This is a genomic window from Maricaulis maris (genome assembly GCF_049116555.1).
Classification (GTDB): Bacteria; Pseudomonadota; Alphaproteobacteria; order Caulobacterales; family Maricaulaceae; genus Maricaulis; species Maricaulis maris_C.
Genome location: NZ_JAGDYT010000008.1, coordinates 205,357 through 226,774 on the forward strand (window position 1 = coordinate 205,357; position 21,418 = coordinate 226,774).

Below are 21,418 nucleotides of genomic sequence, written 5' to 3' on the forward strand. Positions count from 1 at the left end.
GCACAATGCAGAGTGAAAGTTGTGTCGACGGGCCTTGGCTCAAGCCGTGTTTGCAAAGGCGCCGGCAACATCACGGGCAAGCACGAGGGCGCGCCCTTCGGCGATGATTTGTCCGCTTTTGGTGACGCAGGTTGTGGCCAGATCGACGAGATGCTTGTCAGCGCGCAGGCGCGTAATCTCGATTCGGGCCGTCAGTTCGTCTCCCAGCGGCGCCGGCGCCAGGAAGCGGGTTTCCTGCTTGAGATAATTCGTACCTTCACCCGGCAGGTCGACGCCCAGAAGATAGGAGAAGAGACCGTTGATCAGGGCTTCCGGCACGGTGTCGCGGGCGAGCGGAGCGCCGGTGAGTGTGTGCAGGGCGTCAGCATCCTGCGGCGAGAAGGTGCGCCGTGTGATCGCGCTCTGACCGATCGCGAGTGGTTGAGTCATGCCGTCACCTCGGTCTGGCCGAGGCAGGTGATGACGCCGTCCGAGAGGCGTGTGACTTTCAGTGCGATCACGACGCCGTGGTCTGTTTCGGCCACCGTTTCGGCCTCGAAATGAAGGACCTCGCCAGCTGGGCTGGGTGCCGGGTATTGCGTGGTCTGACTCAGCTGGCGTCCACCGGGCATGATCGTCTCCACCAGGCCGCGCAGGACAGAGCACAAAAGCGCGCCATGGGCGACGGTTTGACCGAAACGGGTCCGGGCCGAGAATTCCGGGTCGACATGGATCGGGTTGTCATCGCCCGACAGGCGGGCGAAAGCGTTGAAATCGGCCTGGCTGAAGGTCCTGTCCAAAGCCGCATGATCACGCGCCGGGACTGGTTTCGGGGCCGTCATTCAACCCCCTCCGGTCGAGGCAGGAGATGCTTTTGGACCTTGCCGGCGGCGGTGCGCGGAAAGTCGTCGGCGCGCAGGAAGTGTCGGGGCATCTTGTAGCCTGCCAGCCGTTCCCGACACCAGGCGCGCAGGGCCTCGTCGGTCACGGACTTTCCCGTGTGCAGGATGAGATGGGCACAGCCGACCTCACCCCATTTCTCGTCCGGCACGCCGGTCACCGTGGCTTCAAGGATGGCGGGGTGTTCGTCGAGGACATTCTCGACTTCGGCCGGATAGACGTTTTCGCCACCGGAGATGTACATCTCCTTGATCCGGCCTGCGATGAAGCAGTAGCCATCGGCGTCGAAACGGCCCAGATCGCCGCTCTTGAGCCAGCCATCGGCGGTGAAGAGCGACGCGGTTTCGGCTTCGCGATGCCAATAGCCCGGCGTCAGGCCCGGTCCGAAGAATTGGACCTCACCGGTCTCGCCCGTGGGCAATGGCGCACCGTCTGGTGTGGCAATGCGCGCTTCGATGAGGAGTTGCGGCTTGCCGACAGAGCCAATCTTCGCCAGCGCATGTTCGCGATCCATCAGAAAGGCGGTCGGACCGGTCTCGGTCATGCCGAAACCGTTGCAAACCACCGCCCCGCGGGCAGCAAAGGTCTCGATCAGCACGTCCGGCATGGGCGCACCGCCACAGGCCCAGTGGCGCAGGCGCGTCAGGTCCGCGCTCTCGAAGGCCGGGTGGACGGAGAGTTCGCGATAGACGGCCGGAACACACAACATGACATCCAGGCGGCCCTCATCGATCAGTTTGAGAACCGCGCCGGCATCGAAGCCGGACAGGATGTGATTGAGCCCGCCTGCCATCAGCACGGGCAGGGTGTGAAGATTGATGCCCGCCGTGTGGAAGAGAGGCAGGAAATTCACCGTTGCATCGCCGTCACGCAACCCGATCGCCTGGGAGATGTTGACGTAGTTCACCAGCGCCATGCGATAGGTCTGGATCACGCCCTTGGGGCGACCGGTCGTGCCGGATGTATAGATCAGATACCACGGCTCATCACCGGGCCAGGCCGGGCGCCCCGGGTGCGGCGGCGCTGCATTGCGCGCGCTTGGCCAGTCCTCTTCCAGATCGACGCAGGTCAGCCCGGTCGGAGCCGCAGCCTCGGCGGCCGCTTCGGCATCCTCCGCACCGGCCAGAAGCAGGACCGGATCACAATCGGCCAGCAAGTCGCTCAATTCACGCGCCGGCATGCGCCAGTTGAGCGGTGCGAGAATGGCGCCCAGCTTGGCACAGGCAAACAGCGCCTCGAAAAACTCCACCCGGTTGCGGCACAGGATGGCGACGCGGTCCTTGGCTTTCACCCCGCGTCCTGCCAGTACGCTGGCTGCGCGTGCGCAGCGGTCTTCAAGGGCGGCAAAGCTGACCGTCTCGCCGGTTTCAACCCTATGGAAGGCGGCCCGGTCGGGCGTCAGCGCCGCGCGCCTTGCGGTGATGTCGGTGATCATATCCATCAGCCGGCCTCCGCTCTCGGGCCGAGGAAGGCCGCCATCCGCTCACGCGTTTCGGGGCGGATGAGGAGGCGGGTGAACGCCGCCAGCTCGCGGTCGAGACGGGTCGACAGCGGGTCCCGGACATCGCGCGCTTCGAGCAGGCGGCGGGCGGTCACGGCGACGACCGGGTCGTGGCTGGCCAGTCCGGCGAGGAGTGTTTGCACGCCGTCAGTGAAGTCAGCGGCCGGGTAGAGCTTGTCGGCCACGCCCATCTCGAATGCCGCCAGAGCGCTGACACGGTTGTCGAGCGCAAGCCAGCTGGCCGTCCGTGCCGTACCGATCCGCTCCGGCAGGAGCGCGGTCCAGCCGCCATCGGGCGCGAAACCCATTTTCGCGTAGTAGGGCTGGATGAAGGCATCCTGGCTCATCACCGTGATGTCACAGGCCAGCATCAGGCCGATCGCCCCGCCGGTCACCGGTCCGTTGACCGCGGCCACGGTGGGGCATGGCAAGGCGCGCAGGGCCAGAATGGTGTGGTTGAGCGCTGAGACAACGGCCGTGCCGAACGCCTCAAGCGCCGCCGGATTTTCGGCGCGGGCGTGAAATTCGCGGATATCACCGCCCGACGAGAAAGCCCGGCCTTGCCCGGTGAGCACAACCGCGCGGGCATCGTCACAGCGCGACAGCGTTTCGGTGAGGGCGTCGAGCAGCTCGGGCGTCAGGGCATTGCCGCGGCCGGGACGGTTCAGGCGGATCCAGGCCGTATCGCCGTCCCGATCGAGAATGACCGGCGTGATGTCGGGCATTTCATTCATGGTTTCAGGCCATTGGCGATGAGGTCGGAGACAGTGCGGGCGACCTCTTCCGGGTCCCGATCGCCTTCCCAGATACCGTATCGGAGTCCCATGAAAACGCTCATCCCGATCAGGGCCCAGGCGCGTGTTCCCTGGTCACCGGCCCGGACCTCGCCCCGCGACGCGGCGTCTTCCAGATTGCGCTGATAGCGTTCCAGAAAGACGTCGTAGTGAGCCTTGTAGGCGTCAGGCGCGACGAATTGGCTTTCTTCGATGATCCGGTAGAGATTCGGGTGGGCGCGGGCGAATTCGATATAGGCGACCAGACCGCGATGCTCGGTCTCCAGACGGTCTGGCGCGCCCTTGACCCGTTCGGCGATCCAGCCACGCGTCATGTCGCCCATATGCGCCACCAGGGCGCGGAAGATTTCGTCCTTGGAATCGAAATAAACGTAGAAAGTCCCCAGAGCCACCGAGGCGCGGCGCGTAATATCGCCGATCGAGGTGGCATGAAAACCATTCTCCCCGAAAGCGCCTTCAGCCGCATCCAGCAACCTGTTCCGGGTCCTTTGACCGCGTGCGGTCTTGGGTCGTTTATCGACCGTGCTCGTTTCAGAAGTTGACATATGATTCAGTTTTCACAAAATGGATCCTAAATCAATATGGCACGATCCAGCGAAAATTGGACGGTCGAGGGGAGTTTGAGTTTTGGCCAACCCGCAACCGCAAGGTCCGGAAGACGGTGAGCGCTTGACGCATCACCTCACCCTGCGTGACGGGACGGTTCTGGCCTATCGCGATATCGGGAGCGGCCCGGTGCTCCTCCTGGTGCATGGCTGGGCGGCGTCGGGTGTCTTCTTCGAAGACATCGCGGCCCGACTGGCTGACGAGTTCCGCGTCATCATTCCGGACCTGCGCGGTCATGGCGATACGCCAGCCGGGCCCGGGAAGGCCACAATCACCGACCTTGCCGACGATATGGACGAGCTGATCGCCATGCTGGGCATCGCCCCGATAATTGCGCTCGGCTGGTCAATGGGGGCCACGGTTCTGTGGTCGATGATCGAGCGCCATGGCCATGACCGGCTGGCCGGCATGGTCATTGAGGATATGAGCCCGCGCATTCTCAATGATTCGAGCTGGACGCTTGGCATGTCCAGCGGCATGGATGTCGAGGCTTCGGTCCGTGCAACCGCCGCCATGCGAGCCGACTGGCCTGCCTATGCCGCCGCCTTTGCCCCGCGCATATTTGCCCGCGACCGTGCCGCTCGCGAGCCGCAAATCGTCGCGGAAGCCCTGACACTCCTGGTCGCCCGAAACGCCAATGCCATGGCGGATCTGTGGGCGTCCATGGCGCAGCAAGACCTGCGCGCAACACTTCCGGGAATGGCCATCCCGGCGCTGATCGCCTTTGGCGAACGCAGCGATGCCTATGGCCCGGAGACGAGCCGCTATCTCGTCGAAACCCTGCCCGCCGCAACGGCGCACGGGTTCGCCCACTCCGGGCATGCACCGCATCTCGAACAACCGGAAGAATTTGTCGACGCGGTTAGAAACTTCGCCCGCCAGGCCCTGGCGCAGGCGGCATCCAACGACACCATCGAGGGGAGTACCCAATGAAAAAGTTCAAGACCCTGACGGGCAGCGCGCTCTTGCTGAGCACTGTTGCCACTTCAGCCCTGATCACGGCTCCGACCGTGGCCCAGGACAATGGCGCGTCCCAGGACCGCGAAGTCATCACCGTGACGGCTCGCCGTCGCGAGGAAACACTGCAGGACGTGCCGTTGTCTGTCTCGGCCATGTCCGGGGACGATCTCGAGCGCATGGGCGCGCTCGACATTGTCGCCATTGCCGACACCACACCGAATATCACGCTGGAAGTTTCCCGCGGCACCAATTCGACCCTGTCCGCCTTCATCCGCGGCGTCGGTCAGCAGGATCCGGTTGCCGGTTTCGAAGCTGGTGTCGGCATTTATGTCGACGACGTCTATCTCAACCGGCCTCAGGGCGCTGTGCTCGATATCTATGATGTCGATCGCATCGAAGTCCTGCGCGGCCCGCAGGGCACGCTTTATGGCCGCAACACAATCGGTGGTGCCGTCAAATACGTGACCCGCCGCATCGACCCTGATGAGCCGACCCTGTCGACCCGGGTCAGCGTTGGCAGCTATGGTCAGCTCGATACCGTCCTGTCCGGCAGCGCACCGCTCGACGACACGTTCCGCATCGGCGCGACAATCGGCCGTTTCACGCGCGATGGCTTCGGTGAGAACCTGAATACCGGCGAAGAAAACTACGACAAGAATGTCTTCGGCTACCGCGTCTCTGCCGAATGGGAACCGACCGACACCTTCTTCGTTCGCCTCGCCTATGACAGCGTCTCTGACACATCGAATGCGCGGGGCGGTCACCGCCTCATTCCGGGCGCCCTGTCCGGTGCACCGGTCCTGTCGAATGTCCATGACACCCGCGCCGGCCTGAATGTCGTCGACCAGGAAGTCGAAGGCGATGGCGTCGCCCTGACTGCTGAATGGGAGATCAATGAGAACTGGACGATCCGCAATATCCTCGCCGATCGCTCCGACACCTCGATCACCCCGATCGATTTCGACAACCTGCCTTCCGGCGACCTCGACGTGCCGGCGATCTACGAGAACGAGCAGTTCTCCGAAGAGTTCCAGCTGCTCTACTCCGGTGAGCGTCTGAACGGCCTGGTCGGCTATTACTATCTCGACGCCAATGCGACGACGGTTTTTGATGTGCTGCTCGAAAACCTTGGCGCCGCGATCGCCCTGCCGGGCCTGAACGCCCAGACGTTCGGCGATGTCGACACCAAGACCTGGTCGGTCTTTGCCAACTTCACCTATGACCTCACCGATGAGTTCTCGCTGACACTCGGCGGCCGTTATACCGAAGACGAGCGGACATCGACCGTTCTGCGTCGGACCTATATCAACGGCTTCTCCGAGTTCTTTGGTGGTGCGGGCATTCCGATCGCCACGACTTCGGACTTCACCGGCACCAATTCCTGGGATGATTTCTCGCCGACCGCTTCGCTTGCCTGGCAGCCGAATGCCGAGAACAATTTCTATGTGACCTACTCCCAGGGTTTCAAAGGCGGTGGTTTCGATCCGCGCGCCCAGACGACGGGCACGCCGGACTTTGACCAGAACGGCACGATCGAGGCCGATGAAGTCTTCCAGTTCATGAGTTTTGATCCGGAGACGGTCGACAGCATCGAGATCGGTTGGAAATATCAGGGCAATGGCTATCGCCACAGCCTGGCCGTCTTCAACATGGACTATACCGACATCCAGGTGCCGGGTTCTGTGGGTATCGATACCGATAATGACGGTATCAACGACACCTTCACCGGCGTCACCACCAATGCCGGCGCCGCCACCATTCGCGGTATCGAATATGAAGGCTCGCTGGATCTCGGTCAGGATGTGTTTGCCCAGGGCGACATCATGACCCTCGGCTGGGCCATCGGCCTGCTGGATGGCGAATACGACCAGTTCATCAATGCCTTCGGGGTTGATGTCTCTGATCAGGTCGTGATCCAGAACACGCCGGACACCACGGCTTCGGCCACGCTGACCTACATCACGCCGCTGCATGGTGGCGATCTGTCGGTCATCAACACGATCAGCCATCGTGGTGACTCCAGCCAGTTCGAATTCCCCTTCCCGCTGCTTGACCAGGGTGCCTACACCCTGTGGAACGCATCAATGGTCTGGGAAGGCGAGGACGGTCACTGGCAGTTCGGCCTGCATGGCCGCAACCTGACCGATGAAGAGTATCGGGTCTCCGGCTATGACTTCGTCAACAACACGACGCTGGCTCCGGAACTTGGCCTTGAAGGTACGCTGGTTGGCTATTACGGCCCGCCGCGCACGGTGACGGCCACGATCTCCTGGCGCTACTAGGCCTCCAGGTTCGGCGGACGGGACCCTCCCCCGTTCGCCGGTTCCGGACTATCCTGACGGCGGCGCCCAGACCGGGTGCCGCCGTTCTTGTTTTCTCAACTCACGGGGTCTGCCATGCGCGTCCTGCTTGCTCTTCTTCTCGGTGTCTTTTTCCTCGTGGGTGTGGGCGTCTATGTCCTGACCCAGATGCGTCAGGACGCGGCAGGGCCCGCCGATAGCGGCGCGGACCTGGCGGAGGGTCCCGGCATCGACTCGCCCTGGTGGAATGAGGCGGACCGCCTGGTCGATGTCGCCGGTCAGCCAACGCGGGTCCGTATCGAAGGCCCTGACACCGCCCCGGTCCTGATCCTGGTTCACGGTTTCTCGCACTCCCTGGAAAGCTGGGATGCGTGGGCGGCGGATCTGTCGGCCGACTACCGGGTTGTCCGCATGGACCTGCCGGGTCACGGGCTGACCGGACCGGACCCGCAGGCGCGTTACTCGGTTCCGCAGACGGTCGAATTTGTTGATGGATTGATGGAAGCGCTCGACATTCCCGACGCGACCCTGGTCGGCAATTCCCTCGGCGGGCTGGTCAGCTGGCGCCTCGCTGTTGCGCATCCGGACCGGGTCAACCGGCTCGTCCTGCTGGCACCCGGCGGCTATTCCATCAATGGCGTGACAGAAGAGCCTGTCGACGTGCCGATCCCGGTCCGCTTCTTCCTGACCCAGGCGCCGGAACCGGTGATCAATGCGGCAACCCAGGCCCTGTTCGCAGACCCGGCCCGCATGCCCGAGGGCATGTCCGGACGCGTCTATGAATTGATGCGCGGGGAAGGCGTGGGCGAGGCGATGGTTGAGCGACTGGAAGTCTTCACCCTGCCGGAGCCATCGGCCGATCTCGCGCGCATTGCGGTTCCGACCCTGATCGTGTGGGGCGAAGCTGATCGCATGGTACCGCCCTCGCACGGCCCCCTGATGGCCGCCACTATTCCGGACGCGCGATTGGTCACCTATCCGGACCTCGGACACGTCGTGCATGAAGAAGCGCCCGCTCGAACGCTGGCTGACATGCGGGAGTTTCTCGAGGCGCCCTAGGGCTCAGGCCTTGCGACGCTGAGCGATCTCGGCCTGCAGATCGGCCCAGTCCTTGGGGTCGACATCGCTTTCGCGCAGAACCACCACGCCAAGGCCAGTCTCGCCACCGGCGTCCTCGCCGCACAGGAGGCGGCCGAGGGCATGGGTGCGGGCCGTCTCGCGATTGAGGCAGGGACGATAGACGATATTGCGACCGGCCTGCTGACGCTCGACGGCACCCTTGCGGCGCAGGCCGTGCAGGACAGCCAGCGTGGCGTCGGCCGGCTGGCGGGTCGCCATGGCGAGCTCGCTCACGGAGGCACCGCCACGATCCCAAAGGATGCGCATGGTGGCGTTCTCGTCGTCAGTGAGGCGTTCGCTCTGGCTCATCATCATCATCCTTCCACATTTTCGGCCTGACCTGAAACGTGACAGGTCTGGTGTGTTAAGGATTTGTTTGCAAAGCTCGCGCCGCAGATCGCCATCAAAGTCATGCGATCAGTCTGGGGGAGCACATGGCACAAGACAAGTCATCCGCGCGCAAGGCCTATTGGCGCGCCAATCTTGGCCTTATGGGCGTTCTGCTCGCGATCTGGTTTACCGTATCCTTCGGCTTCGGCATTCTTTTGCGTCCCTGGCTGGATCAGGTCTCGCTGGGCGGCGCGCCGCTGGGATTCTGGTTCGCCCAGCAGGGATCCATTCTCGTTTTCATCGTGCTGATCTTCTACTACGCCTGGGCCATGAATCGGCTCGAGGCGCGCTTTGCCGACCAGCTTGGCAGTGATGACATAACGCGCGTTGCCGCCACGGACGCGCCTGAGCAGGAGGACGCGTCATGACGCCAACCCTGTTCTGGACCGGCTTCTTCGTCATCACCTCTTTCGCGCTCTATATCGGTATCGCGATCGCCTCGCGGGTAGGCTCGACCGATGAGTTCTACGTTGCCGGCCATCATGTCCCGCCGGTCTTCAACGGCATGGCCACCGCCGCCGACTGGATGAGCGCCGCCTCCTTCCTGTCCATGGCCGGCCTCATTGCCTTTTCCGGCTATGACGGGTCCGTTTTCCTGATGGGCTGGACCGGCGGATATGTCCTGCTGGCCCTGCTGCTCGCACCCTATCTGAGGCGGTTTGGGAAGTTCACCGTGCCGGACTTCATCGGCGACCGCTATTATTCCGACACCGCCCGTGTGGTCGCGGTGATCTGTGCGATCTTCGTCTCCTTCACCTATATCGCCGGACAGATGCAGGGCGTCGGTATTGCCTTCTCGCGCTTCCTGGAAATCCCCATCGAGGCCGGTGTCGTGATCGGCGGGCTGGTGGTGCTGATGTATGCCACGCTCGGTGGCATGAAGGGCATCACCTATACCCAGGTCGCCCAGTATTGTGTGCTGATCTTCGCCTTCATGACGCCGGCGATCTTCATCTCGCTGCAGTTGACCGGCACGCCGGTCCCGCAGCTTGGCTTCATCGGCAATGCCAGCGATGGCATGCCGCTCCTCATGAAGCTGGATGGCATGCTGACCGAGCTTGGCTTCGCCCCCTATACCGACGGTTCCAAATCGACCTTCGACGTCTTTGCCATCACCTTGGCCTTGATGGCGGGGACGGCAGGTCTTCCCCATGTCATCGTGCGCTTCTTCACCGTGCCCAAGGCCGCCGATGCCCGCAAATCGGCTGGCTGGGCGCTCCTCTTCATCGGCATCCTCTATGTCACCGCACCGGCGGTTGCCGTCTTTGCCCGGACCAATTTCATCGAGACGGTGAATGAGAGCGTCTATGACGCCGAGACCACCGCCCTGGTCGAGGGCGAGAGCGAGACACCGGACTGGTTCCATCGCTGGGAGACAACCGGGCTTCTCGGCTTCGAGGACCGTAATGGCGATGGCCGTATCCAGTATCGTGCCGACCCCGAGGCCAATGAGGTCACCACACTCAATCGGGATATCTTCGTGCTGGCCAATCCGGAAATTGCCAATCTGCCCGCCTGGGTGATCGGCCTTGTCGTTTCCGGCGGGATCGCCGCGGCCCTCTCGACCGCTGCCGGCCTCCTGCTGGTGATCTCATCCTCGATTTCGCATGACCTGTGTCGCAAGGTCCTGTTCAAATCCATCACCGACAAGCAGGAACTCCTGATCGCCCGATTATCGGCGACGGGGGCGGTGCTGATTGCCATCCTCGCCGGCATCTATCCGCCGGGCTTTGTCGCCTCGGTCGTGGCGCTGGCCTTCGGTCTCGCGGCGGCCAGCTTCTTCCCCGCCATCCTGCTGGGCATTTTCTGGCAGCGCATGAGCAAGGAGGGCGCGATTGCCGGCATGGTGACGGGGCTCGGGGTCACCGGCGCCTATATCCTCACCTACAAGATTTTCGGCTGGATCCCGAACAATGCGGAGCATTGGATACTCGGTGTTTCGCCGGAAGGCTTCGGTACGATCGGCATGGCCATCAGTTTTGCGGTCTCGGTGACGGTCTCCCTGCTGACGCCGGCGCCGCCAGCCGAGGTGAGAGAGCTGGTCGAACGGATACGGGCACCCTAGGTTCATGGCATGATCCCCTATCTCCTCAATCTCGCGGTCATCCTTGGTGTCATGGTCCTGACATGGCCGTTCAGCGTGCCCCGCAAGGATCCGTCCTATATCGACGCGATCTGGCCGCTCGGCTTTCTGGTGCTGGCGCTGTCTTCGCTTCTCTTCGCCGGGGCGGATGGCTCGACCTGGTATGTGGTCCTGGTGGCGATCTGGTCCCTGCGCCTGGGAAATCATCTCTTCACACGCTGGCAGCATGAGGGGCCGGACAAGCGCTATCAAAAACTCCTGGAGCGCTCGCCGCCGGGCAAGGAAGCGATCTTCATGCTGGTCGCGGTCTTCCTCCTGCAGGGTGTTCTCCTCTGGGTGACGGCCCTGCCGGTCCAGCATGCAGTCATGGAGGGGGCCAGCTATGCCGCGCCTGTCGCGATCGCCGGGATTGTCGTCTTCGTGGTCGGCCTTGCATTCGAAGTGATCGGCGACCGCCAGCTCGCCGCCTTCAAGGCCGACCCGGCCACCAAGGGCCAGGTCATGGATACCGGTCTGTGGCGTTATACCCGCCACCCGAATTATTTCGGCAATGCCGTCCTGTTCTGGGGCCTGTGGCTGATCGCCATCGCCGACGGGGACGGTTGGTGGACCATCATCGGCCCGCTTTTCCTCACCTTCACCCTGACCCGCTGGACCGGCGCCAAAATGCTGGAAGAAGGCCTGCACGAAAGCCGCCCTGGCTATGCGGATTATGTCGCGCGAACGTCGGGTTTTGTGCCCTGGTGGCCGAAGCGGGGGTGAGCCGCAGAGCGGTCTGATACCCGCCATCAATTCGACCGGATCGGTCAGCTATACTTTCCGCAGACTGATAGAGGGGGAGTGCATGCGGTTTCTGGTTTTTATCGCGCTGGCAGCCTTGGCCGCTCACGGCGAAGTTCTGGCGCAGCCGGTTTCCGGCTCCGACCGGCTTGATGCGTTCTGGCGCGATTCAAATGGGACGGCTGCCGCGCTGTATGAGTGCCGACTGTATGCCGACGATTTGACGACGGAAGAGGTGGGGTTATGCGCAGAGCATGAGGCCGCGTCCCTTGCAACGCATGCGGAAGGTCCGGAGGATCTCGAATATCACCTGGTGAATGCCATCATGATCGGAGGCGGCGAAGCGGCTGTCATTGGGCGCTTTGCTGACGAGCTCGGGGTTTCCGTTGAGGCGGCGGCTTTGGCCATCGATCTGCAGATTGAAACACGCAGGTCTCGCGCTATGTGCGCCTATATATATATCGGCTGTGTGTGGCCCGATGACAGTCCTCTGCCAACACTCTGGGAGAATGTCGCCACGCTTGAGGAGGCGCCACTGCTGTATGCGGGTCTGGGCAGGCAGCAGTCGTTTGAACTCAATTTCGATCGAATGAGTGGCCGCTGGCGATCGACGCCGTCGACCCTGACCTTCCTGCGCGACCATTACAGGTACACACAGGATCTCCGTCTTCTGGTGGCAATGGGTGAGCATGCGCTCGCCTTGGATGTCTTGCAGTCCGCTTTCTCGCGGCCACCAGGTGACGTGGGGGCCGTCGACCAGTTTGCCTACTTCACCTGGTTGTTGGACCAAACGCTGGCGCAGGAAATGCGGCGCGATGAACGACTGGTCTTGACGGCACTGGCCATGCGCAGCGCGATCCGGGTCGGACATCAGGCACGCGCCTTTGCTGATTATGTGGCACTGCGTCCGTCCGAGCGCCGCCAACTCTGGTCCCTGACGGCTGCGTCACCTGTCAACGCGGCTGAGTCACTCAAGGCGCGACAGCAAACCTACGAGTTGATGGTCTGGCTCGCGGCTGCCGCGATAGATCAGGCTCGGCCCGATATGGCGGCCGACTTGCTTGAGCAAGCGGATGTCATCGCCGTTTTTACCGATGAAGATGTTGCGATTGCCGAGGCCCACGCGTCAACGCAACGCTATCCGAACTTGCGGACCCGGATCGCAAGTCACACCGATGCGGCGCTTGGGGCCATGCTGCAGGAGGCCATACAGCCACAATACTCGCCGGGGGAGCGCTACAATCTGTTTGTGCTGGGCGGGCCAACGCGTGATCTCGTGCGCCCCGACGTGCGCGAAATGCTCAGGGCGACGGCGGGCTGGCTCTGGCTGATCCCGAGCGCACCCCCGGTTTTTGGTGATATCGCTCTCGATTTGCTGGAGGGCACTGAAGATACGGAAGCCTTGGCGGCGCATCTTGTCCAGGCCGACGCGGCCTGGGGTGGCGACTGGAACCAGGACGTTGAGTTGGGCTTGGACAACCCTGTATTTCTCGCGTTGCGAGCGTCCGCTGAACCAAGCCAGGCACCCACGACTGTCGAAGAAGGTCCGGAAATCGCGCCGGTACCTCGCCTTACGGTCTTTGAGGAAAGACCCCTACCCGAGGGAGCCAGCACGGAAGCCGCCATCATGTTCTCGGAGCCGACACCGATCCCGGCCGGGATCGTCCTGCCGGTCAGTGAATGGCAGGTTGTCCGGTTGGAACCGCGCGGTGAGGTCTGGGATCTGATCTATACCTCCACCGAGCTCGACCCGACCGGCGAGGTCTCTGCCGGCGGGTATTGGTACGTTCAGAGCGAACCCGGTGGAACCGAGTGGCAGCAGCCGGTCTATCTTGGTCTGCAACCGCTCTTCCCCTACGTCATCCTGCCGGGGTCGAGTCTGCCCATGATCGCCGGTGACCGCCTTCAGCTGGCTGTCGTGGTCCGCCAGCTGGATCCGGCCAGCATCACCTTCCCGCCGATCGGCATGGCGCTGAATCGGGAGGAGGATGATCTGATGATCACGGCGCCGCTATCCGCTCTGACACGAGACCGGGACGAGGATGGTCTAACGGATGTTTTCGAGCACCGGATCGGGTTGGACATGTCGAACCCCGACACTGATGGCGACGGGTTTGATGATGGAATCGACGGTTTGCCGCTCACGCCTTTCGATCCGGCGCGCATGCACGACGCCGAGCTGATGCGCCTCATGATCGGCGAGGTCTTGGGCCATGATGCGGCCGCCATCCGGGTTCCGGTCCAAGAGCAGGGTGCCGGACTTGAGGAGGTCATGGCAAGTGTACTGGCGGGTCGTTCGGTGCCACCCTCGAGCCGATCCACGCTGATTCTGAAGGGCGAACCGGATCTGTTTGCGGGCGTGATCAGTGACCAGCGTCTGATTGTCCTGGATGACGCCGCGGAAGCCCGGATGAGTCCCGAGTATGGCATTACCTATCCGTTGGGCTTTTCGGTCATCCTGCCGAACAGTGACCACAGTCAGGTTTATGTTGTATGGAGCGCCGGATGGACGGGGGGAGAATTCTATATTCGTCGAGATGGTGCTGGCGCCTATGAATTGACCGTCACGAGTTCATGGATCACCTGACCAGGTCTGGCTTGGTACGCCATGCGACGTAAAGCGCAGGTGAGGGGTGCATAAGTGGGCGCGCTTGGCGCGGAGCCGTCCATACATCACTTGTCAGCCAGTGGGCCGTATCGGGTTCTCGAGGTCAAGGGCGCCGCAGGCGCCGCTTCGCGGGCAGGCCCCTTGAGCTCGAGAACCCGATACGGCGATCTCTCGGCAAGTGTTTTATGGGGGCGTGTGCGCGGCCGCCTGCCTCTTTGTCACGCCTCCAATTTCTCATCCCGGACGGAGGCCCCGCGAAGGCGGGGCGCAGATCCGGGACCCATAGGCTGGCCATGGCAGCGGTACTGCCCGCCCCCCTCAATGAAAGTCCCGGCTCTTCGGCAGGATGTCCTCCAACCGTTCGCCCTGCATGACGCGGCGATAGAGGGCGACGGTTCGGGGGTCGGCATTGGGGCGGGCGATTTCGTCGGCATGGGCGACGGCGTTTGAGAATTCGGCCCCGTCCGTTCCGTCAGCCCCATCCCCGCCGTCAGCAAGGGCCGCGAGGCGCCAGGAGTGGTCGACCAGGCGGTTGGCGACGACATGGATGACGCGGCCCTCCTTCTGTACCCGCCCGGTCACGCCCATCAGCTTGGATGACATGACGAGACGGCGATGGCGTTCGAAACAGCTGGGCCAGACGATGATATTGGCGATGCCGGTCTCGTCCTCCAGCGTGGCGAAGATGACGCCCGAGGCCGAGCCGGGGCGTTGGCGCACCAGGACCAGCCCGGCCAGGGTGACCCAGCGGCCATCGCGCATGTCAGTGAGCGCGGCGCAGGGCACATGGCCGGTTTCGGCGAGCTCGCCGCGAAAGAAGCTCAGCGGGTGGGCCTTCAGCGACAGGCGCAGCGTGGCGTAATCCTGGGCGACCTGTTCGCCGCCGGTCAGTTCGGGCAGGGCGACGGGATGTTCGGCGCCCCAGCTGTCGGCATGCTGGAAGAGGGGAAGCGGCTTGCCGGCTTCGGCCAGGGCGGTCCAGCTCGCCTTGCGCCGGTCCATGTCCAGGGAGCCGACCGCATCGGCATTGGCCAGCCGGTCCAGGGAGCCCTTGTCCAGCCGGGCCCGTCGGGCGAGATCGGCCAGGCTTTCGAAACATCCCTCGGCCTGGCGTGCAGCGACCAGGCGGGCGGCGGCGGGCTCTTTCATGCCCTTGATCTGGCGCAGGCCCAGCCGCACGGCAAAGCGCATGCCGGTGCCGTCGCGGCGCGGGATATCGGTCTCTTCCAGCGTGGAATCCCAGTCGGAATGGTTGATGTCCGGCGGGCGCACATCGACGCCATGCTCGCGGGCGTCGCGGACCAGCTGGGCCGGGGCGTGAAACCCCATGGGCTGGCTGTTCAAAAGGGCGGCGAGGAAGACGTCGGGATAATAATGCTTCAGCCAGCAGGAGACATAGACGATGAGGGCGAAGCTGGCGGCATGGCTCTCGGGAAAGCCGTATTCGCCGAAGCCTTCGAGCTGTTTGAAACAGCGCTCCGCGAAGTCCGGCTCATAACCATTGGCAATCATGCCATGCATGAGTTTCTGGCCCATTTCATGGATTGTGCCCGAACGCCGGAAGGCGGCCATGGAGCGGCGCAGCCGGTCGGCCTCCGACGGGGTGAAACCGGCGGCAACAATGGCGATCCGCATCGCCTGTTCCTGGAAGAGTGGCACGCCGAGTGTCTTGCCGAGCACGTCTTCCAGCGCCTGTGACGGATACGCCACCGCTTCCTCGCCGCGGCGCCGGCGCAGATAGGGGTGGACCATGTCGCCCTGGATCGGTCCGGGCCGGACGATCGCGACCTCGATCACCAGGTCATAGAAATTGCGCGGCCTGAGGCGCGGCAACATGGTCATCTGGGCCCGGCTCTCGATCTGGAAAACACCAACCGTGTCAGCCTTGCAGATCATGTCATAGACGCGTGGATCCTCGGCCGGGATGCTGGCCATGGTCAGATGGCGGCCATGATGCGTGGCCAGCAGCTCGAAGGCGCGGGCGACACAGGTCAGCATGCCCAGGCCCAGCACATCGACCTTCATCAGGCCGAGCGCGTCGATATCTTCCTTGTCCCACTCCAGCATGGTGCGTTCGGGCATGGCGGCATTGTGCAGCGGCACGATTTCGTCGAGTCGGGCCCGGGTCATCACGAAGCCGCCCGGATGCTGGGCGAGATGGCGCGGAAAGCCCATCAGCTCGCGGGCATAGCGCAGCGTCATGGCCAGGGCCGGGCTGTCCGGGTCCAGGCCCAGCTCGTCGCGGATACGGCTCTCCCGGATTTCGCCGGACGACCAGCCCCACAGGCTTTTCGACAGGGCGGAGATGACATCGCCGGACAGGCCGAACACCTTGCCGACCTCGCGGATGGCGCCGCGCGGGCGATAGCAATTGACCGTCGCCGTCATGGCGGCGCGGCGGCGTCCGTATTTCTCATAGACATACTGGATCACTTCCTCGCGGCGATTGTGCTCGAAATCGACATCGATATCGGGCGGTTCGCCGCGTTCGGCCGAGACGAAACGTTCGAACAGGAGATCAATCCGGTCCGGATCGACCTCGGTGATGCCGATGGCGAAACAGACAGCCGAATTGGCCGCCGAGCCGCGCCCCTGGCACAGGATGCCGCGTGAGCGGGCAAAGCGGATCACGTCCTGGACGGTGAGGAAGTAGGACGGGTAGTCGAGCTGTTCGATCAGGTCGAGCTCGCGCGCAACCGCCGCGGCGATCTTGTCCGGTGCGCCGCCGGGATAGCGGGTTGTCAGTCCCTCGGCGGCAAGACGGCGCAGGGTCTCGTTCGGGGTTTCATTCTCGCCGATCACCTCGTCGGGATAGTTGTAGACCAGCTCGTCGAGGGAAAAGGTGAGGCGGCGGGCGATCTCGACCGAGCGGGCCACCGCATCCTCATATCCGTCAAACAGGCGATAGATCTCGGCCGCGGGTTTGAGATGACGTTCGGCATTGGCGGCCAGGTGGAAGCCGGCCTCGTCAATGCGGACATGCTCGCGGATGCAGGTGACGACATCGGCCAGGGGTTTGCGGCCGGGGGCGTGATAGCGGGCATCGGTGCTGGCAATTGTGGTGAGGCCCCAGGCGGTCGCCAGTCCGGAGAGGCGGTGCAGGCGTTCGCCATCGCGGCCGTCAAACCAGCGCGTCAGGACCAGATGGGTTTCGCCTTTCAGTGTCGGCAACAGGGCGGTAATCCGGGCCTGCCAGTCCCGATCCGGTTCGCGCGGCGGGATGACAAGCAGGATCTGACCCTGCGACGCGGCGGCGACGTCCCCGGCGTACAGCTCGCAATCGCCCTTGCTCGCCGCGAAATTGGCGTCGGTGAGCAAGCGGGTCAGGCGGGCCCAGGCGTCGAGACTGGTTGGATAGGCGGCGATCTCCAGTCCGCAGCGGGTGACCAGGCGGGTGCCGGGAGCCAGTGCGATACCGGCATCCTTGGCGGCCAGATGAGCGCGGACCATGCCGGCAAAACTGTTGCGATCAGCCAGTCCGATGGCGGCCAGACCCAGCGCCCGGGCCTGGGCCACCATCTCGTCAGGATGCGAAGCCCCGGTCAGGAAGGTGAAATTGCTGGCCGTGAGCAATTCTGCGAAGTCATGGCTCATCGCGCTGCCTTCGCAAGGCGGGGGACGTGGCCCGGCGCATTGCGGCGGGGCGATGGGGGTGTGTCAGCCAGCGCGCGGCGAATATCAGCCACAACCCGAGCAAAGTCCTGAAACACGGCCTCATCGGACACGCGGATAACCGTCCAGCCCTGGTCGATCAGCCAGTCCGTCCGCGCCGCATCATACAGGACCTGTCCGGGGCTGAGGTGTGGCGGGCCATCAACCTCGACGACAAGCCGCGCCGACAGGCAGGCAAAGTCGACGATATAGCGTCCCAGCGGATGCTGGCGCCGAAAGCGGAACCCGTCGAGGCGGCGTCCGCGCAGGCCCTGCCAGAGGCGGACTTCGCTTGTCGCCATGTTCCGGCGCAGGTGGCGGGCTTGTTGGGGGGTGCGTTCGCGGCCTTCGTGCATGTCTGTCTCCTTTCTTTTCCCACCGTCTAACTGCGCTCGACACCTCCCCCGCTTTGCAGGGGAGGGTCATGACGCGCCATGGACGAACCATTGGGGGCGGGTGGTTTCGAGGCCGTAGAGGCCGTCGCGATAGAGCCAGAAGCGGCGGCCTTCGCGGGTTTCAACGTGGAAATAATCGCGGGTGCGGGCCGGGCGTTCGGTCTGCCAGACACCCTCCCGCCACCAGTCCGGGGCGAGGCGTTCCGGGCCTTCAGCACGGTCGACCTGATGGCGGACCCGGCGCCAGATGAAGCTGCGCGGCGGGCCGTCGGGGATTTCAGCGACCGCTTCGGCCGGTTCCGGTCGGGCCAGGATGAGCAGGGGGCGTTGTGGCGGTGGCAGGAGCATGGATTGCGGCGCGGGCTCGGCGACAGCCAGCATGGCGGAATGGCGTGGGGCGGCAGGGCCGGGCGGGGCTGTCATCGCCGGGCGCCAGAGAGCGGCGCGATCAGGCTGATGGCTGGCCCGGCGGGCCGCGCGCTGGACCTTGTCCTCGCCCAGGCGCACGACCAGGCGATCGGTCAGGCGGGCCAGATCGGTTTCGTCGATCCGGCCATCATCGACCAGCCCCTCCTGGCATTCGCCCAGACGCTGGGTGGCGCGGGCGGTCAGTTCGATCATTTCGATCCCGAAACCGATATCGATCTCGGCCCGGTCGAGCTTCTCGTTGAACAGGCGGGCGAGATGACCGGCCTCGCGGGCCGGGGCGGCGGTGCCCAGGGTGAGGAGATGGGTCTTGCCGTCGACGCGGAAGAGGTGGAGGTCGAGCCGGGTGACGCCACGCCCGGCGGCTTCCAGCGCCTCGCACAAACCCTCGGCCGTGTCCTTCACTCCCTGTTTCAACCCGTCCAGCAGGAGGAGCGCATCGACATAGCGGGTGCGGGCGCGAAAGGGCGTCACCGGTTGCAGCGGATTGAGGATTTCGCGGACCCGACCGGTCGCTTGATCGAGCCGGTCGACCAGCGCGCGACCGAAGCGACGAACCAGGCTGGCGCGCGGCAGGTTGGCGATATCGCCGACCCGTTTGAGCCCGAAACGGCGCAGGGTGGCGGCGGTCTCGCCAATGCGCAGGGCGGTGACGGGCAGCGGGTTGAGGGCGGCGATGTCCTTGACCACGACCTGGCCACCCGGTGCGTCGGGGGCGGTGTGACGGGCCAGCCCCCAGGCCAGGCCGAGTGTCGGCGCGATGGCGCCATGGGCCTTGTGGCCCTGGCGGCGCAGGGCGGTCAGCGCTTCGGTGAGCAAGGCCGCCTCGCCACCGAACAAATGGGCGCAACCGGTGATTTCCAGCAGGATGCCGTCCTCGCCGGGCTGGCCGGGATCGGGGGCGGTCCAGGGCGACCAGCGGCCACAACCTCGCGCCAGCGCGGCCAGACGCCGGATATCGCCAGTCGGATCAGCCGGGCGCAGCTGCAGGGTCGGCTCGAGCGCCTTGGCATCGGAAACCGCCTGGCCGGGCTGAAGTCCGCATCGGGCCGCTTCGGCATCGAGCGCATAGAGGCGTTCGCCGCCTGTCGTGGAATGGACAAGGGCGAAGGGGGGCTGCCGGGCAGACGCCTCGGTGTTGTCCAGCTTGCCTGATCGCGCCGTTGGGCCCGGCTTATCCGGTAAGGCGGATGAGTTGGCCGGCCGGGGCCGGGCTGGCGGGTCGGGTATAGGGCTCGGCATTGCGCTTTGGCGATGCCGGTCGGTCGGCCAGCGGGGCAGGCTCAAGGACATGAAACGACGCATGTTTCCACTCGATCTCGTAATCCTGTGGCGGGCCGCCCCTGACCCGTTCCAGAGCGGCATGAAACCGCGGTTCTCCCAATCCCGGCAGCCCTCGTGCGCCGATCCACGCCCGTGCCGGGGACGGGCGGGCGGCGATGCGCCAGCGACTGAGCGCGGCGCTGGGCGCAAGGCCCTCATGTGGTCGTAGCACCAGGGCCAGCGCCCCGGCCCGCCGCGCCGCCTGGTCGAGCCGGCGCGTGGCGGTCAGGTCATAGCGGGCCGAGGGCCCGGTCTCGCCGATCACCACGGCGCCGGTCTTCAAACCCTCTTCCAGCGTCCACAGCGTGTCGGTCTCGCAACCGGTTTCGACCAGGATCAGCCGGGCCGGATCGAGCCCCCATTGCGCCAGCGCCGGCGGGTAGGGGCGACCGAAATCCTGCCCCGTCCCCATCGCCCGTCGGACCCACAACACCGGTCGCTCCTGCTCGCGGCGGCGCAGATGCGTCGCCATCAGACCGGCCTGGACCGCCAGCGCGGCGGGCGTGTCGAGATAGCCGGCCGGGCAGATCTCGTGCAGGCCGGGCACCAGCTCGAGCGGGTGATCGCCACATCGGGCCGCGTCGGATCCAGCCTTCCCGTCTCTCGCTGTCACCCCTTTTGCTGACACCTCTCCCGTCGCCGCCTCTCCCGTCGACATGTCTCCCGCCACTTCAGCTACAGGCCCAGGCCCAGGCCCAAGCTCAGGCACAGGCACGGCCTCGCCCAGATCCAGGGCCCGTATCTGACGGCGCAGCTCGGCAAGCTGCTGCCGCCGGTCAGGGTGTGACGGCACAGTCATCAGGTTTCGTTCTCGCTTGATGTTCTTCTTATGTTCTCATTTGAGGAAAAAGAGTCAAGCGGCGAATCCGAGCGCTTTCGCAGGGCCGGTCAATCGCGCTAGTCTCCCCGTCATGTGTGGACGCTATGCGCTTGGAAAGCTTGAGTGGTGGATCCTGCAGGAGACGTTCAAGCTCCAGCAGGGCGCGCTCAACATGGAGCCGCGCTGGAATATCGCGCCGACCCAGCGGGCGCCGATCATCCGGCGTGAGGACGGACGCACCGAAGCGGTGATGGCGCGCTGGGGGCTGGTCCCCTATTTCTGGCAGAAGCCGCTGAAGGACATGAAATACTCGACCTTCAACGCCAAGTCGGAGACGGCCGACACGGCGCCCAGCTTCCGCGTGCCGTTCCAGACGCGTCGCTGCATCATTCCGGCGGTCGGCTTTTACGAATGGACCGGCCCGAAAGGCGCCAAGCAGCCGCATTTCATAACCGTGAAGGACCAGGACTGGTTCGGCTTTGCCGGCCTGTGGGACCGGGTCGAGATCGAGGGCGAGACGATCGAGAGCTTCACCATCCTGACCACCCAGCCGAACGCGGCGATGGCCGCCATCCATACCCGCATGCCGGTCATTCTGGGACCGGAGGACTTCGAGGCCTGGACCGATACCGACAATCTGGAAGTCGAAACCCTGTTCAAGGGCCTGCCATCCGAAGCCATGGTCATCCGCGAGGCCAACAAGGCGGTCGGCAATGTGCGCATCGACGAGGACTGGCTGATCGAACCGGGCGATGGCCCGCAGCGGGTCGGACTGATTTAGGC

At 64.4% G+C, this 21,418-nt stretch carries 18 protein-coding genes; 8 read left to right on the top strand and 10 right to left on the bottom strand.

Annotated elements, in window-relative coordinates; all coding sequences use genetic code 11:
- Nucleotides 1–39: 39 nt before the first annotated feature.
- From JXQ94_RS11460 to JXQ94_RS11480, 5 genes are read right to left on the bottom strand one after another with little or no spacing between them, the layout of a single operon-like run.
- Entirely contained in the window at nt 40–429 is a 390-nt protein-coding gene (locus JXQ94_RS11460; protein ID WP_421923926.1) for a phosphate acetyltransferase, read from the bottom strand.
- Entirely contained in the window at nt 426–821 is a 396-nt protein-coding gene (locus tag JXQ94_RS11465) for a MaoC/PaaZ C-terminal domain-containing protein (protein ID WP_421923927.1), read from the bottom strand. The genes JXQ94_RS11460 and JXQ94_RS11465 overlap by 4 nt, the downstream gene beginning before the upstream one ends.
- Complete coding sequence (locus tag JXQ94_RS11470) at nt 818–2,320, bottom strand: acyl-CoA synthetase (RefSeq protein WP_421923928.1); 1,503 nt, start codon at nt 2,318–2,320, stop codon at nt 818–820. Before JXQ94_RS11470 ends, JXQ94_RS11465 begins: the two co-directional genes overlap by 4 nt.
- Nucleotides 2,320–3,114: an enoyl-CoA hydratase/isomerase family protein gene (locus JXQ94_RS11475; RefSeq protein ID WP_421923929.1), complete on the bottom strand. Its 795-nt coding sequence runs from the start codon at nt 3,112–3,114 to the stop codon at nt 2,320–2,322. Before JXQ94_RS11475 ends, JXQ94_RS11470 begins: the two co-directional genes overlap by 1 nt.
- The gene (locus JXQ94_RS11480) at nt 3,111–3,719 is read right to left on the bottom strand and encodes a TetR/AcrR family transcriptional regulator (protein WP_421923930.1); all 609 of its coding nucleotides are present in this window, start codon (nt 3,717–3,719) and stop codon (nt 3,111–3,113) included. Before JXQ94_RS11480 ends, JXQ94_RS11475 begins: the two co-directional genes overlap by 4 nt.
- An 82-nt stretch (nt 3,720–3,801) precedes the next feature.
- Here JXQ94_RS11480 and JXQ94_RS11485 point away from each other — a divergent pair, with 82 nt between their 5' ends.
- From JXQ94_RS11485 to JXQ94_RS11495, 3 genes are all read left to right on the top strand, one after another.
- Nucleotides 3,802–4,713: an alpha/beta fold hydrolase gene (locus JXQ94_RS11485; protein WP_421923931.1), complete on the top strand. Its 912-nt coding sequence runs from the start codon at nt 3,802–3,804 to the stop codon at nt 4,711–4,713.
- A complete protein-coding gene (locus JXQ94_RS11490; protein ID WP_421923932.1) occupies nt 4,710–7,022 on the top strand; it encodes a TonB-dependent receptor in 2,313 nt (770 codons plus the stop codon). Before JXQ94_RS11485 ends, JXQ94_RS11490 begins: the two co-directional genes overlap by 4 nt.
- A gap of 114 nt (nt 7,023–7,136) precedes the next feature.
- Complete coding sequence (locus JXQ94_RS11495; RefSeq protein WP_421923933.1) at nt 7,137–8,099, top strand: alpha/beta fold hydrolase; 963 nt, start codon at nt 7,137–7,139, stop codon at nt 8,097–8,099.
- A gap of 3 nt (nt 8,100–8,102) precedes the next feature.
- Here JXQ94_RS11495 and JXQ94_RS11500 read toward each other — a convergent pair whose 3' ends face one another.
- Nucleotides 8,103–8,468 carry a BlaI/MecI/CopY family transcriptional regulator gene (locus tag JXQ94_RS11500; protein ID WP_421923934.1) on the bottom strand — a complete coding sequence of 122 codons (366 nt, stop codon included), beginning with the start codon at nt 8,466–8,468 and terminating at the stop codon, nt 8,103–8,105.
- A 125-nt stretch (nt 8,469–8,593) separates the two neighbouring features.
- Here JXQ94_RS11500 and JXQ94_RS11505 point away from each other — a divergent pair, with 125 nt between their 5' ends.
- From JXQ94_RS11505 to JXQ94_RS11520, 4 genes are all read left to right on the top strand, one after another.
- Nucleotides 8,594–8,917, top strand: a complete 324-nt coding sequence (locus tag JXQ94_RS11505) for a DUF4212 domain-containing protein (RefSeq protein WP_421923935.1) — start codon at nt 8,594–8,596, stop codon at nt 8,915–8,917.
- Nucleotides 8,914–10,614 carry a sodium:solute symporter family protein gene (locus JXQ94_RS11510; RefSeq protein WP_421923936.1) on the top strand — a complete coding sequence of 567 codons (1,701 nt, stop codon included), beginning with the start codon at nt 8,914–8,916 and terminating at the stop codon, nt 10,612–10,614. Before JXQ94_RS11505 ends, JXQ94_RS11510 begins: the two co-directional genes overlap by 4 nt.
- A gap of 9 nt (nt 10,615–10,623) precedes the next feature.
- Nucleotides 10,624–11,394 carry a DUF1295 domain-containing protein gene (locus JXQ94_RS11515; RefSeq protein WP_421923937.1) on the top strand — a complete coding sequence of 257 codons (771 nt, stop codon included), beginning with the start codon at nt 10,624–10,626 and terminating at the stop codon, nt 11,392–11,394.
- An 82-nt stretch (nt 11,395–11,476) separates the two neighbouring features.
- On the top strand, nt 11,477–13,999 hold the full coding sequence (locus tag JXQ94_RS11520) for a hypothetical protein (protein WP_421923938.1): 2,523 nt from the start codon (nt 11,477–11,479) through the stop codon (nt 13,997–13,999).
- A gap of 339 nt (nt 14,000–14,338) precedes the next feature.
- Here JXQ94_RS11520 and JXQ94_RS11525 read toward each other — a convergent pair whose 3' ends face one another.
- From JXQ94_RS11525 to JXQ94_RS11540, 4 genes are all read right to left on the bottom strand, one after another.
- Nucleotides 14,339–17,614: an error-prone DNA polymerase gene (locus tag JXQ94_RS11525; protein WP_421923939.1), complete on the bottom strand. Its 3,276-nt coding sequence runs from the start codon at nt 17,612–17,614 to the stop codon at nt 14,339–14,341.
- Nucleotides 17,611–18,027, bottom strand: a complete 417-nt coding sequence (locus JXQ94_RS11530) for an endonuclease domain-containing protein (protein ID WP_421923941.1) — start codon at nt 18,025–18,027, stop codon at nt 17,611–17,613. Before JXQ94_RS11530 ends, JXQ94_RS11525 begins: the two co-directional genes overlap by 4 nt.
- 66 nt (nt 18,028–18,093) lie before the next feature.
- Nucleotides 18,094–19,734, bottom strand: a complete 1,641-nt coding sequence (locus tag JXQ94_RS11535) for a DNA polymerase Y family protein (protein WP_421923942.1) — start codon at nt 19,732–19,734, stop codon at nt 18,094–18,096.
- Nucleotides 19,667–20,614, bottom strand: coding sequence for an ImuA family protein (locus JXQ94_RS11540; protein WP_421923943.1), 948 nt, complete (start codon nt 20,612–20,614; stop codon nt 19,667–19,669). Before JXQ94_RS11540 ends, JXQ94_RS11535 begins: the two co-directional genes overlap by 68 nt.
- Nucleotides 20,615–20,726: 112 nt before the next feature.
- Between JXQ94_RS11540 and JXQ94_RS11545 the strand changes: the two genes are divergently transcribed.
- Nucleotides 20,727–21,416 carry an SOS response-associated peptidase gene (locus tag JXQ94_RS11545; protein ID WP_421923944.1) on the top strand — a complete coding sequence of 230 codons (690 nt, stop codon included), beginning with the start codon at nt 20,727–20,729 and terminating at the stop codon, nt 21,414–21,416.
- The last annotated feature ends 2 nt before the right edge of the window (nt 21,417–21,418 follow it).

Excerpts from the sequence above, each read along its gene's own strand:
- JXQ94_RS11460 (WP_421923926.1), bottom strand. The coding sequence starts at position 429 with ATGACTCAACCACTCGCGATCGGTCAGAGCGCGATCACACGGCGCACC.
- JXQ94_RS11465 (WP_421923927.1), bottom strand. The coding sequence starts at position 821 with ATGACGGCCCCGAAACCAGTCCCGGCGCGTGATCATGCGGCTTTGGAC.
- JXQ94_RS11470 (WP_421923928.1), bottom strand. The coding sequence starts at position 2,320 with ATGGATATGATCACCGACATCACCGCAAGGCGCGCGGCGCTGACGCCC.
- JXQ94_RS11475 (WP_421923929.1), bottom strand. The coding sequence starts at position 3,114 with ATGAATGAAATGCCCGACATCACGCCGGTCATTCTCGATCGGGACGGC.
- JXQ94_RS11480 (WP_421923930.1), bottom strand. The coding sequence starts at position 3,719 with ATGTCAACTTCTGAAACGAGCACGGTCGATAAACGACCCAAGACCGCA.
- JXQ94_RS11490 (WP_421923932.1), top strand. The coding sequence starts at position 4,710 with ATGAAAAAGTTCAAGACCCTGACGGGCAGCGCGCTCTTGCTGAGCACT.
- JXQ94_RS11495 (WP_421923933.1), top strand. The coding sequence starts at position 7,137 with ATGCGCGTCCTGCTTGCTCTTCTTCTCGGTGTCTTTTTCCTCGTGGGT.
- JXQ94_RS11500 (WP_421923934.1), bottom strand. The coding sequence starts at position 8,468 with ATGAGCCAGAGCGAACGCCTCACTGACGACGAGAACGCCACCATGCGC.
- JXQ94_RS11505 (WP_421923935.1), top strand. The coding sequence starts at position 8,594 with ATGGCACAAGACAAGTCATCCGCGCGCAAGGCCTATTGGCGCGCCAAT.
- JXQ94_RS11510 (WP_421923936.1), top strand. The coding sequence starts at position 8,914 with ATGACGCCAACCCTGTTCTGGACCGGCTTCTTCGTCATCACCTCTTTC.
- JXQ94_RS11515 (WP_421923937.1), top strand. The coding sequence starts at position 10,624 with ATGATCCCCTATCTCCTCAATCTCGCGGTCATCCTTGGTGTCATGGTC.
- JXQ94_RS11520 (WP_421923938.1), top strand. The coding sequence starts at position 11,477 with ATGCGGTTTCTGGTTTTTATCGCGCTGGCAGCCTTGGCCGCTCACGGC.
- JXQ94_RS11525 (WP_421923939.1), bottom strand. The coding sequence starts at position 17,614 with ATGAGCCATGACTTCGCAGAATTGCTCACGGCCAGCAATTTCACCTTC.
- JXQ94_RS11530 (WP_421923941.1), bottom strand. The coding sequence starts at position 18,027 with ATGCACGAAGGCCGCGAACGCACCCCCCAACAAGCCCGCCACCTGCGC.
- JXQ94_RS11535 (WP_421923942.1), bottom strand. The coding sequence starts at position 19,734 with ATGCCGAGCCCTATACCCGACCCGCCAGCCCGGCCCCGGCCGGCCAAC.
- JXQ94_RS11540 (WP_421923943.1), bottom strand. The coding sequence starts at position 20,614 with ATGACTGTGCCGTCACACCCTGACCGGCGGCAGCAGCTTGCCGAGCTG.
- JXQ94_RS11545 (WP_421923944.1), top strand. The coding sequence starts at position 20,727 with ATGTGTGGACGCTATGCGCTTGGAAAGCTTGAGTGGTGGATCCTGCAG.